12 protein-coding genes and 2 tRNA genes are annotated in these 12,531 nt (G+C 45.7%); 7 read left to right on the forward strand and 7 right to left on the reverse strand.

Translation table 11 applies throughout. The features are described 5' to 3' along the window. Window positions 1–5: 5 nt before the first annotated feature. The 4 genes from rsxB to AC0J20_RS19705 all read right to left on the reverse strand — a co-directional run bounded on the left by rsxB (window position 6) and on the right by AC0J20_RS19705 (window position 1,490). A complete protein-coding gene (rsxB, locus tag AC0J20_RS19690) occupies window positions 6–548 on the reverse strand; it encodes an electron transport complex subunit RsxB (RefSeq protein WP_473023036.1) in 543 nt (180 codons plus the stop codon). Between the two features lie 9 nt (window positions 549–557). Then, window positions 558–1,142 carry an electron transport complex subunit RsxA gene (gene rsxA / locus AC0J20_RS19695; protein ID WP_229529194.1) on the reverse strand — a complete coding sequence of 195 codons (585 nt, stop codon included), beginning with the start codon at window positions 1,140–1,142 and terminating at the stop codon, window positions 558–560. A gap of 162 nt (window positions 1,143–1,304) precedes the next feature. Then, window positions 1,305–1,381 (reverse strand) — tRNA-Asn (locus AC0J20_RS19700). A gap of 32 nt (window positions 1,382–1,413) precedes the next feature. Then, window positions 1,414–1,490 (reverse strand) — tRNA-Asn (locus AC0J20_RS19705). A gap of 1,220 nt (window positions 1,491–2,710) precedes the next feature. Here AC0J20_RS19705 and AC0J20_RS19710 point away from each other — a divergent pair. From AC0J20_RS19710 to AC0J20_RS19720, 3 genes are all read left to right on the forward strand, one after another. Beyond that, the gene (locus AC0J20_RS19710) at window positions 2,711–4,099 is read left to right on the forward strand and encodes an MATE family efflux transporter (protein WP_473023038.1); all 1,389 of its coding nucleotides are present in this window, start codon (window positions 2,711–2,713) and stop codon (window positions 4,097–4,099) included. After that, window positions 4,096–6,096, forward strand: coding sequence for an excinuclease ABC subunit UvrB (uvrB, locus tag AC0J20_RS19715; RefSeq protein ID WP_473023039.1), 2,001 nt, complete (start codon window positions 4,096–4,098; stop codon window positions 6,094–6,096). Before AC0J20_RS19710 ends, uvrB begins: the two co-directional genes overlap by 4 nt. A 234-nt stretch (window positions 6,097–6,330) precedes the next feature. After that, window positions 6,331–7,284, forward strand: a complete 954-nt coding sequence (locus AC0J20_RS19720) for a LysR family transcriptional regulator (protein WP_473023040.1) — start codon at window positions 6,331–6,333, stop codon at window positions 7,282–7,284. Between the two features lie 49 nt (window positions 7,285–7,333). Here AC0J20_RS19720 and AC0J20_RS19725 read toward each other — a convergent pair whose 3' ends face one another. The 3 genes from AC0J20_RS19725 to queC form a co-directional block, all read right to left on the reverse strand. Beyond that, window positions 7,334–7,561 (reverse strand): hypothetical protein, encoded by a 228-nt coding sequence (locus tag AC0J20_RS19725; RefSeq protein WP_473023041.1) that lies wholly within the window; start codon window positions 7,559–7,561, stop codon window positions 7,334–7,336. 269 nt (window positions 7,562–7,830) lie between these two features. Beyond that, window positions 7,831–8,622 (reverse strand): serine O-acetyltransferase, encoded by a 792-nt coding sequence (gene cysE / locus AC0J20_RS19730; protein ID WP_377307007.1) that lies wholly within the window; start codon window positions 8,620–8,622, stop codon window positions 7,831–7,833. 202 nt (window positions 8,623–8,824) lie between these two features. Then, complete coding sequence (gene queC, locus AC0J20_RS19735; protein ID WP_473023043.1) at window positions 8,825–9,484, reverse strand: 7-cyano-7-deazaguanine synthase QueC; 660 nt, start codon at window positions 9,482–9,484, stop codon at window positions 8,825–8,827. 152 nt (window positions 9,485–9,636) lie between these two features. Here queC and queE point away from each other — a divergent pair, with 152 nt between their 5' ends. The 4 genes from queE to AC0J20_RS19755 all read left to right on the forward strand — a co-directional run bounded on the left by queE (window position 9,637) and on the right by AC0J20_RS19755 (window position 12,323). Next, the gene (queE, locus tag AC0J20_RS19740) at window positions 9,637–10,314 is read left to right on the forward strand and encodes a 7-carboxy-7-deazaguanine synthase QueE (protein WP_473023048.1); all 678 of its coding nucleotides are present in this window, start codon (window positions 9,637–9,639) and stop codon (window positions 10,312–10,314) included. A gap of 106 nt (window positions 10,315–10,420) precedes the next feature. After that, entirely contained in the window at window positions 10,421–10,834 is a 414-nt protein-coding gene (locus AC0J20_RS19745; protein ID WP_229529188.1) for a DUF6841 family protein, read from the forward strand. Then, window positions 10,831–11,709, forward strand: coding sequence for an amino acid ABC transporter substrate-binding protein (locus AC0J20_RS19750; RefSeq protein ID WP_473023044.1), 879 nt, complete (start codon window positions 10,831–10,833; stop codon window positions 11,707–11,709). Before AC0J20_RS19745 ends, AC0J20_RS19750 begins: the two co-directional genes overlap by 4 nt. A 59-nt stretch (window positions 11,710–11,768) precedes the next feature. Then, entirely contained in the window at window positions 11,769–12,323 is a 555-nt protein-coding gene (locus AC0J20_RS19755) for a DUF2058 domain-containing protein (protein WP_473023045.1), read from the forward strand. Window positions 12,324–12,531 lie beyond the last annotated feature (208 nt).

Raw genomic sequence — 12,531 nt, forward strand, 5'->3', positions numbered from 1 at the left:
ATCCCTTAATTCACCTGTTTGACCGGGATTTGGTCCAGTTGCCAGCGCCAGTTCTTTTCAGTTTCTTTTACCGGTAGCATGTCGATACAGTCGACCGGGCACGGAGCAACACAGAGATCACAACCAGTACATTCGTCGATGATCACTGTGTGCATTTGGCGCGTGGCACCAACAATGGCATCTACCGGGCAAGCCTGAATACACTTAGTACAGCCGATACATTCATCTTCGCGAATGTAAGCGACTTTTTTCACGTCTTCAGCGCCATGGGCTGCGTCTAAAGGTTTGGCTTCAACACCCATAAGGTCTGCCAGCTTTTTAATGGTGGCTTCACCACCGGGTGGGCACTTATTGATATCGTCGCCGTTGGCAATGGCTTCGGCGTAGGGTTTACATCCCGGGTAACCACACTGACCACATTGCGTTTGGGGCAGTAATTCATCTATCTGTTCTACAAGGGGATCACCTTCAACACGAAATCGAATAGCGGCATAGCCCAGAAGCGCCCCAAACAATAACGCCAGCACTGTAATTGCAATAAAACTCAAATCAACTCCCTAGGAAAACTTAACCAGTCCGGAGAAGCCCATAAAGGCCAGTGACATTAATCCCGCAGTGACCATAGCAATAGCGGCCCCTTTAAAGGGAACCGGTACATCTGCAACCGCTAATCGTTCACGCATGGCTGAAAACAGGATAAGCACTATCGAAAACCCCACAGCAGCACCAAACCCATAGAGCACCGATTCTACAAAGTTGTGTTGTTCCTTTATATTTAACAGGGCGACACCTAACACGGCGCAATTGGTGGTGATCAGTGGTAAGAAGATACCTAATAAACGATACAGGGTAGGGCTGGTTTTATTTACCACCATCTCGGTAAACTGCACTACAACAGCGATCACCAGGATAAAGCTCAGGGTGCGCAGATAAGTTAACCCCAGCGGGAACAGTATGTATTGTTCCACAAGGTAACTGCACACGGACGCCAAAGTGAGTACAAAGGTGGTGGCCATTGACATACCAATAGCGGTTTCCAGCTTGCCGGATACGCCCATAAAAGGGCAGAGACCAAGAAACTGTACCAATACGAAATTGTTTACCAACACTGTGCTGACCAGCAACAGCAAAAATTCAGTCATAAGCGCTAAAAAATAGAAAAAAATGTCTGGCGATTGACCGCCGATTGAAATCGCTGCCTATTATCGTGTTTTATGACAAGATAAACAACTTAAGAATCATGGGTTTAAAATCTATGAAAAGACCGGATTTGGGAGAGAGAATAATAAAGGAGAAAAGAAGAGTGGCTCCCCCTCCCCGACTCGAACGGGGGACCTGCGGATTAACAGTCCGTCGCTCTAACCAACTGAGCTAAGGGGGAACAGATATACTTATCAGATTGTAAAGTTTTAGTGGCTCCCCCTCCCCGACTCGAACGGGGGACCTGCGGATTAACAGTCCGTCGCTCTAACCAACTGAGCTAAGGGGGAACGTTACTAAACTTTATGTTGTTTCGGGCGTATTCATGAAGGCATCACAACCCGCCTCGCCACAACGGACGCGAATAATAAAGAGGTGGATGGGAGGTGTCAATATTATTACAGAATTATTTTTTCAATTGCTGATTAATTAAGCTTTTTATGCCATTAAGAGGATTATTCGCTGTGCTCGTTTGTTTTGCGGCTTAGGTTTTCAGGTTGTCTTTGATCAGATTGTCGATCTGTGCAAGCGGGAGACTGACCAATTTCAGATGAATACTGTAAGCGTTATCATTGTGTACGGTGGAAATTGGGGGTTATTGTGAACGCGTTTAACGTATGCCACAAAATACGATTATAAAAATGACAATTTTATGAAAAAAAGATCTATTAGACTTATGGATATCTGTCTAAATATACAGTTGTTAACAATTCATTAACGATAATCAGCGACACTTAACGTTAGTGTCAACTTACCTTTTTTTTACCTCGATTGCCCCCAGCTCGCGTCTTTATTGGGCAATCCACAGTTATCCACTAAATCTGTGGATAACTATGTGAATTAAATTGGAACACATTGCCACAGCCCTCGACTTACCGTGTCAAGATGAAACTTTCAAATTATTCGAAAAAGATATTAAGTTGAATAAAAACAATGACTTAAGATGTTGTTAAGAAATGTTTCAGGGGGCGTGATTGAATTTTGACCAGTCAAAATTCGCTTGTGTGTTGTTTTACGAGTCAACAAAAAAATTTAAAAAATAATTGGATTTTTCTCTTGATTTTAGTGTGCAATTGCAGTCCCGACTAAACGCTGACCATTTGGTTCAAAAACTAATCCGCGATGATGAAACTATCATCAACAGCTATCTCTCTGAATTATGTGACAGTTCTTTGACATAAACCGAATAAATATTGACGCTGCGATTTTCATCCGCTTTGGTTACTTAAATTTGTTGCGGGTCAAAAATCCACAAAATGCCGGACCATCACTGATGCGGTTGTTTATGCGTTTACATTTTGTGCGGCGGGCTTTCGGAACAGCGCTTTTGTTAAATTAGTTACAAACTAAATCCAGGTGGGCGTAGCCTTACCATTGCGCATAAAGTAAACTTAGCGTTTCATAATTATATGGAACGCGCTTTTCCATCACATCGGGTTTTTTCTGTCTTGAATATTGTCCGCGATAAACCCGTAACACTTTGTTTTATCACAACTACGAGAACCAGATAGTGTCCAATGCTTCCCAGGCTCCTAATTTATTGCAGGGAGATATAAAACAAACCCTGAAATCAATGACTGTACCCGTTATCTACGGCATGATTTTATTAATGACGTTTGGTTTGGTAGATACCTTTTTTGTCAGTTTATTAGGTACAGAGCAACTGGCGGCCATCAGTTTTACTTTTCCGGTGACGTTTACGGTCATCAGTTTAAACATTGGTTTGGGCATCGGTACCTCGGCTACCATAGCCAGGTTGATGGGGGCGGGGGATAAAACCACGGCCCACGGTGCAGGCACCGGAGCATTGGTCCTGTCATTTATCATGGCAACGTTGCTGGCTTTTGTGGGATTGTTGTTCATCGAACCTATTTTTAGTTTACTGGGGGCTTCTGCAGCGGAGATGCCCCATATTATAGATTACATGGTGGTCTGGTACGGTGCCGGTATCTTTCTGGCATTGCCTATGGTGGGTAACGCTGTGTTGCGCGCCAATGGTGATACCAAAACTCCCAGTATGATCATGGCATTGGGCGGGGCGATTAACGCCGTGCTGGACCCGATTTTTATCTTCGGTCTGGGACCTATTCCGGCAATGGGGATACAGGGGGCAGCCCTGGCAACCTTAATTGCCTGGGCCGTTGGTTCGGCACAAATTATTTATCTGCTGGTAAAGCGCGATTTAATTATTCCCCGTATGCTCAGTTTTTCTGAATTGCGGGAGTACAGCCGTAATATCCTGAAAATCGGTGTTCCTGCAGCCGGCGCGAATATGCTCACGCCAATCGCCAATGGTGTCATGACTGCTATTGTGGCGGGCTTCGGTTCTGCAGCCGTGGCCTCCTGGGGTGTGGGTGGCCGAATTGAGTCGATAGCCAGTATCGTGATCCTGGCGTTATCCATGACCTTACCGCCATTTATCAGCCAGAATTACGGTGCAGCACGTATTCAACGGGTTAAAGATGCCTATCTATTGTGTCTGAAATTTGTGTTGTTTTGGCAGTTTGCCGTGTTCTTGGTGATGTGGTTACTGGCGCCTTTTATTGCACGCATCTTCGCCCAGGAGCAGGAAGTCGTCGACCTCATACAGCTATTTCTGATGATAGTGCCAATCGGTTATGGCTTGCAGGGTATCATCATTCTTACCAATTCATCGTTTAACGCCATGCACAAACCGATGAGTGCGCTGTTGCTCAGCGTGATCAGATTGTTTGTGTTTTTCGTACCCATTTCCTGGTTAGGCAGCTTGTTGTATCAGTTAGAAGGTATGTTTTGGATGGGCATAGTGGCTAATCTACTGACAGCTTTTGTCGCCTTTATGTGGTTTAAAAGGCTACTGGATGAAGAAATGAGTGCATTGATGGTGAACGAACAAACAAAACCTGAAGCGGTGTCATGAGCAGAGGATTCGAACTTAAGTCAAAATATCAACCGGCAGGGGATCAGCCACAGGCAATCGAGGCTTTGGTGGAAGGCCTGGGCTACGGCCTGGCCCATCAAACTTTATTGGGGGTCACCGGGTCAGGTAAAACCTTTACTATGGCCAACATTATTCAGGAAGTGCAGCGGCCCACCCTGATACTGGCCCACAATAAAACCCTGGCGGCTCAGCTTTATGGCGAAATGAAAGAGTTCTTTCCCAATAACGCGGTAGAATATTTTGTTTCTTATTATGATTATTATCAGCCGGAAGCATACGTACCCACCACAGATACCTTTATTGAAAAAGACGCTTCCATTAACGATCACATAGAACAGATGCGTTTATCGGCCACCAAAGCATTGATGGAACGCCGCGATGTTGTGATCGTATCCAGTGTGTCAGCTATTTACGGCTTAGGGGATCCCGAGTCTTACATGAAGATGCTGCTGCATTTGCGTCAGGGCGATATCATGGATCAGCGTGATATTTTACGCCGACTAGCCGAACTACAGTACAAACGCAATGATGTTAATTTTGAACGCGGGACGTTCCGGGTTCGTGGTGATGTGATTGATATTTTTCCCGCTGATTCTGAAAAACAAGGGGTCAGAGTGGAGCTGTTTGATGAAGAGATCGAACGCATTCAATTGTTTGACCCACTTACCGGAGCCATCGAAAAGCAGGTGGCCAGAGCCACGGTTTTCCCCAAAACTCACTATGTGACTCCCAGAGAAAAGATCCTTGCGGCCATCGACCGTATCAAAGAAGAGCTGAAAGAGCGTCAGGCGCAATTAAAAGACGTCAATAAACTGATTGAGGAACAGCGTATTACGCAACGAACTCAGTTTGACATCGAAATGATGACCGAGTTGGGTTACTGCTCCGGTATCGAAAACTACAGTCGTTATTTATCAGGCAGGGCGCCGGGCGAGCCACCGCCCACCCTGATTGATTACTTTCCGGCAGACGGACTAATGTTCATCGATGAATCTCATGTTACGGTGTCGCAGATTGGGGCCATGTACAAAGGCGATCGCTCCCGAAAAGAAACCCTGGTGGAATACGGCTTCAGGCTTCCCTCTGCCCTTGACAACCGACCGCTAAAATTTGAAGAGTTTGAAACACTGTCACCGCAAACTATCTATGTGTCAGCGACCCCCGGTAAATACGAACTGGAAAAATCTGCCGGTGATGTCGTTGAGCAGGTTGTCAGGCCCACCGGACTGGTGGATCCGCAACTGGAGATTCGCCCGGTAGGTACTCAGGTAGATGATTTGCTCTCAGAAATTCACAAACGCGTCAAAGTTAATGAGCGGGTGCTGGTGACCACGTTAACCAAACGCATGGCAGAGGATCTGAGTGATTATCTGAATGAGCACCAGGTTAAGGTGCGCTATCTGCATTCCGACATAGATACAGTTGAGCGGATGGAGATCATTCGCGATTTGCGCTTAGGCAAGTTTGATGTGTTGGTGGGCATAAACCTGTTGCGGGAAGGTCTGGATATGCCGGAAGTGAGTCTGGTGGCCATCCTGGATGCCGATAAAGAGGGCTTCCTGCGTTCTGACCGCTCATTGATTCAGACCATAGGTCGTGCGGCCAGAAACATTAACGGTAGAGCTATTTTATATGCCGACTCCATCACCGGGTCTATGCAACGGGCCATCGAAGAAACCAATCGCCGCCGGGAAAAACAGGAAGCCTTCAACCTCGAACATGGTATTACGCCGCAACCGCTGCATAAACCAGTTACCGATGTCATGGATATGGGGAGTGACTCCGAAGAAAGAGAGCCGCGTATGGCTGCAGAGCGGGGCGCTGACTACAAGCTGGATGCCAGGTCGTTAATGGCTGAAATCGCCAAACTGGAAAAGCAAATGTTTGAACATGCCCAAAATCTCGAGTTTGAACAGGCAGCATCAATACGTGATCAGGTGGAAGCCTTACGGGCAAAAGTAGTGGTTTCTTCTTAGCAATTTAGGCGCAACCCCTGCTTTTAGTGCAAATAATCTGCATTTTTCAGTGGATTTGTAGTGCTGCTTCACAATTTCCAACGGTGATCGGAGCGTAACCGGATTTTCTGCATTAGTATTAAATTAAATACGTTTGGTGTGATTCAGAGCGTGTTGACCTTTGCGGCAAAATGGTACTGCAAAGGTCCGGCGGGCCCTGATATCCAACAATTAATGAATGCAGTGGTGAGTTTTATGCTAAATCGTTTACAGGAATCCGATATAAAGTTGTTAAGAGTGTTTTTTGCCGTAGCTTCGTGTAACGGATTTACCGCTGCAGAGCCGGTGTTACGTATGCAAAGACCTAACATTAGTGCCGCCATTAAAAAACTGGAAGAACGGCTGGATTTAATTCTTTGCCAACGCGGACGAGGCGGCTTTCAGCTCACCAAAGAAGGTGAGGTGGTATATCAGGAAACCAAGCGCATTTTTAATACCTTTGACAACTTTGTTTTTAACCTGAAGAGTTTGCACGATGACTATTCAGGCCATATCACCCTGGTAGTACAGTCCTCATTATCAGCCAGCTTAATGGCGGCAGTGGCGAAAGCAGTAAAAAGCACCATGAATAAATTTGATGATATTCACGTCAATATTCAAACCCGTCAGTACCAGGAAATCGAACATGTGGCCTTGTCCGGGGAGTGTCACCTGGTGCTGTCCTGTTACGATCTGGTAAAGCCTGAATCGGTTAATTTTAACGCCATTAATTCTGCGGTAACGGGTAAATTATATTGCGCGAAAAGCCATATTTTAGCGAAAGTGCAAGATCTGAAAGAGATTAATCTCGAAGAGTTTCCCGCGGTGGGGATGTCAGGCCTGTCTTCCGGTAACTATGTACGGGACGGCAAACGCCTTTCAGTGAAAACCTGGTCTGATTGTTGGGAGTCTTGTCGTTCGGCAATTCTGACCGGCGAGTACATTGGTCTGTTACCGGATTATCTGGTAACCGCTGAAATGGCGGAGTATATCGTGCCTGTGGCTCAGCAACAGTTCTATTTTGAGCATCAGCTATATGTATTAAATGGCAAAAACGTCAGACTCAACCCGGTACTCAAACACTGTATTAAAGAGTTAAGCTGGTTTATTGAGCAGGCCAGTGCCGGAGTAAAACCCCATCCAAAGCCTAGTCTGGCAGCAGTGAGTTAGCTGCCAGAGAAGCGCCGCTTAACGTAAGTGTTGCCTTTTCCAGGTTGCATTAGTGCAGCAGGCGCTCATCAAAGCTACTGATCTCGCAGTAGGCTTCTAAAATCTCTTCGATAATTTTATCGTCCAGTTTTTGTAATCCGGACAAGGCGGCCAGAATTAAATCCTGGACGTCATAGGGCAGGTGACTCTGTTCCAAAAACAGATGTGCTTTAGTGGCATCGTTGGCGGATAGAAACTTACATAGTTCAATGGCTTGTGCAGTAATTACCGGGTTCATAAAACTCTCCCACTTTTAACAAAGGTTAAATCTGGTGCAGCGCGTTTTCCCGTTGAATGACTTAAGTCCGTTGAATGGTTGTAATTTTATCCGGTTGGTCATGGCCTGTGCAGCGCAATTGCATGGCAAAGGCATTCTGGCTCTACAGCCACTATAGCTCATATCGCAGTATCCACATAAATCAAAATCGCCTTAAGAATTCAGGAAAACCGATGAAATGGCTATAAGCTGGTTGATTTTCGGCTATAAAAAAGCCGCGCTTTTGGCGGCTAAGGTTTGTCGTCAGCTAAGACGTTTTGTTCCATGGTGTCGCAGGGGTTGCTGCAACAGGGACGACCCACAACGGTGGCCGGCACACCCACCACCGTAACATGCGGCGGGACGTGATTTAATACCACACTACCGGCACCGACTTTAGAGCCTTTGCCAACTTCGATGTTACCCAATATTTTGGCGCCAGCGCCTATCATCACCCCTTCGCGAATTTTAGGGTGGCGATCTCCCGCCATTTTACCCGTGCCGCCCAGGGTGACAGATTGCAAAATCGAGACATTGTCTTCAATCACGGTTGTTTCACCGATAACGATACCGGTGGCGTGATCGAACATGACGCCTTTGCCAATTTTAGCTGCCGGGTGAATATCGACGCCAAATGCCTCACTGTTTCTGCTTTGCAGAAATAGCGCCAAATCTTTGCGATTGCGTTGCCACAAATGATGCGCGAGGCGATGAACCTGGATAGCCTGATAACCTTTAAAATGGATCAATACCATTAAGTAGGAGTGAACCGCCGGATCGCGGTCGTAACTGGCTTTGATATCTTCAATGCCTGAGCCAATAATATTGGCATCCGCCTCGTAGGCATCCATAAACACATCACGGATTGCCAGAGCCGGCATGACTTCATCAGCCAGTTTGTTAGACAGGATAAAGCTCAAAGCGGACTCAAAGTTTCTATGATTGAGAATACAGGCATGGGCATAACTGGCCAGTAACGGCTCAGAGGTTACGACGTGTAATGCGTCTTCTTGTAATCGCTGCCAAAAACTTTCTTTAATCATAGTGACTTTTTGTAGTGTGCTTTGCATCCATCCATCCTGATAATGATTCTATATTGATGACAAATCAATACGCGCTTAGTAAATCAATTCGCTTTGGTATGGTAACGTATCAGGACACCAATGAATTGTTTTTTATTCACTCTGTATATAATTAATCGCTATTAGTCAGATGTCAGCTTTATGAGGCTGACAATAGTGCCGATTAGCTTTCATACTCCAATGGATCTGAACAGGCATTTTTTTCGAACGCTTCGAGTCGCTCCTGGCAGGCACCACATTTACCACAGGCTTTCTCCCTGCCGTTGTAGCAGGTCCAGGTCTGACTGTAGTCCAGGCCCATTTTCAAGCCGTCAGTCAGAATATCTATTTTACTCACCGTCAGATAGGGGGAGTATATCTCCACAGGCTGGTAATTGGCGATGGCACTGACATCATTCATTTTTTGCACGAACTCAGGACGACAATCCGGATAAATGGCGTGATCGCCTGAGTGTGCCCCGTAGTACACTTTATCTGCTTCTAATGACACAGCGTAACCTACAGCCATAGAAAGTAAAATCATGTTGCGATTTGGCACCACGGTTTGTTTCATACTCTCTTCTGCATAGTGACCTTCTGGCACGTCGATGTCAGCAGTCAAAGAAGAGCCGCCAATCAACTGGTTGATGGCTGAGATGTCCACAATTTTGTGATGTACATTCAATTGCTTGCAGACTCTGGCGGCGTAATCCAGTTCCTTTTTGTGACGTTGTCCGTAGTCAAAAGAAAGCGGAAAAACCTGATACTCGTCTTTGATTGCTTTGTGCAGCACGGTGAAAGAATCCATACCGCCCGAATAAATAACCACAACTTTTTGTGTCATATGCCACTATTCTCTATAATCTTGTCTGTAATGACGGCGATTTTAGAGAATTCTTCGATAAACGCAATTGCTGTCCCGATATCTCAGCAACTAAGGTCATCAGTTTGAATTCACAAGCTACATCCTCGCAGCGTATTAACATCGTCAACGATGTGCCTACGGTTTATAAAATCAATGAAGTCTTTGAATCGATCCAGGGCGAGGGCGCTTTTACCGGTGTCCCTTCGGTGTTTATTCGGCTTCAGGGCTGTCCTGTGGGCTGCCCCTGGTGTGATACTAAACACACCTGGGATATTCCCCCCCATACAGAGACTACGGCCGAACAGGTGATGCAGGAAACGGCAGAGTCAGACAGCTGGTTTGCCGCCACAGCAGAGCAGTTGTTTGCCTTGTATCAGCAAAAAGGTTATCAGGCAAAACACATTATATTTACCGGTGGTGAACCGTGTTTGTACAACCTGGTACCGGTGACCCGACTGTTTATCGAGAATGGCTTTACTGCGCAAATTGAAACCAGCGGCACTTTTGGTTTGAAAGCCCACCCTGACACCTGGGTAACAGTGTCTCCTAAAATAAATATGAAAGGTGGCTATGAAGTCCGCCGCGAACTCCTGGAAAGTGCCCATGAAATTAAACACCCAATTGCTATGGAAAAACATGTGCAGGAACTGGATGAGCTACTTAAAGACAAAACCCTGCGAGCTGATTGTTTAATTTACCTGCAACCCATCAGCCAGCAAAAGCGGGCCACTGAACTGGCAGTAAAAACCTGCATTGAGCGCAACTGGCGTTTATCACTGCAAACCCACAAATTTATCGGAATTGAATAAATTTTAGCGGCAAGATCTTCAATAGCGGTTATGCTTTAAGAAGGCCTAAGAGTTTATCGAATTTTGTCGATAGCAGTATTGAGATAAAGAAAAAATAGGAAGATCTGTGCCAACACTTTCCCAAGAATTTTTTGATGATTATGCCAGAGCTTACGAGCAGTTTGACGCACAGGCCGTGTCTCAGATGTATTTCGTACCAGCCGTATTAATGAGTGACGAAACCAAAAGCGTGTTTACCTCGCAGGAAGCCATCGTCGATGTGATTGATGAATTGATGGACAAGCTACAGGCCGTGGGCGTGGCCATGTGTGAGGCTGATGTTTGTCAGACGATGCGCCTGTCGGAAAATATCATGTTTTCCAATGTTAAATGGACCTTTAAAGATGCGACTCAGCAAAAACTATTTAGTTGTTTTGTGTCCTATACATTGCAATTGGATGGGGAATCTTTAAAAATTATCGTCTCTGTGATTGATGATGAAGAAAGGGAGCTGGAGAGGCTGCTTTTTCCTGTAACATGATACAACGCCTGATTTTATTGTTTTGGCTGGGGATGGCCATAAGCCACAGTGCTAACGCGGCAACCTGGACATTATACTACCCACAACCTGAAGACGCAGAAGACAAACGCACCACCTATCCATTGGCTGTGCTGAAGTTGGCCCTGAAGCATACCGGGGTCAATTACAATTTGTATCCCAGCCAAAAAGTCCTTACTCAGGGTCGAGCCATCAAGCAACTCAAAGCTAACCGGGAGATCAGTCTGGTCTGGAGCATGACCGACAAAATACGCGAAGACGAGCTACTGCCGGTCAGAATACCAATATACAAAGGCTTGATCGGATGGCGATTGTTTCTGGTAACAGAAGATAACTACGACGTATTTAACACTTTTTCCACTATTCAGGAGTTGCGCCAATACACGCCTGTACAGGGCCATGACTGGCCGGATACTAAAATATTACAGGCCAACGGCTTCGAAGTGGTAACGGCCACTAACTTTGACGAAATGTTTAATATCGTACGCCTGGAGCGGGCCGGTTTCTTTCCCCGTTCAATAGTGGAAATTTGGTCAGAAATGGCGAATCCGGAATACAACCGGGGATTGAGAATTGAACCCCACCTCGCCATTCGTTATCCCACAGCAACCTACTTTTTCTTTAATAAAAAGAATATTGTGATGAAAAACCTGATTGAGACCGGCTTGCGCAGAGCCATTGCCGCGGGCGAATTTGATCAATTGTTTTTGCGCGAGCATCAGCATTATATCGAACAGGCGAACATTAAAAATCGCATTGTGTTTGAGCTTGAAAATCCGGTGTTACCCGAAAATACTCCGCTGCAGGAAGCACAATTTTGGTATACCGTTGAAGATGCACAACAGACCGTTGACTAAATGGCATTGTGGCGTCATTCCGCATAGAATACTCCTTTTTTAACTTACCCGAGGTGTTCATGGCATTATCCCTTCAGGAGCAGCTTTTAAAATCCGGTTTAGCCGATAAAAAAAATGCTAAAAAAATCCAGAATGAAAAACGCAAGAAAGACAAAATCAGGCGCAAAAACAAGATTGTGGAAACTGATGAGGTGAAAGCATCGGTTCAGGCGCAACAGGCCGCAAAAAAACAAAAAGATCAGGCGCTAAATGCCGAAGCTAAAAAAGAGGCCGAGAAAAAACAAATAGCCGCGCAGATCATTCAGATGATCGATATGAATCAGCAGCCAATAAACAACGGTGACGTAAAATTTCAGTTTACTCACGACAACGTGATTAAATCGGTATTAGTGAATGAACGCACCCGTGGCCATCTGCAAGCCGGCAAGCTGGCGATTGTTAGCTTTAAAGACGGCTACGCCATTATCCCTATTCAGGTGGCCGATAAAATCGCCGAGCGTGACGATGGTTGTATTCTGTACCGCGCTGATCAGCAGGAAGAATCGGTAGAAATGACCGAAGAAGAAAAAGACTGGTACGCCGATTACGAAATTCCCGATGACCTGGTGTGGTAATTTTAAACTTGTAACTATTCACTCATCCTAGGGTGGCTCTGAGGCCCGGGAATTCCTTTGTAATGGGGTTGCGAAATTCTGGGATGGGCTGTGGAGGCCGGAATTAAAATAACTCCGGCTACCCAATTATGTATAGAAGTTCCAATCTAATCTGACATTTCCCTTTTAAAAGAGAGAGTTACCAGTTTAAGGTATGGGTGTCGAATCC

It is taken from the genome of Planctobacterium sp. R6 (genome assembly GCF_055755215.1).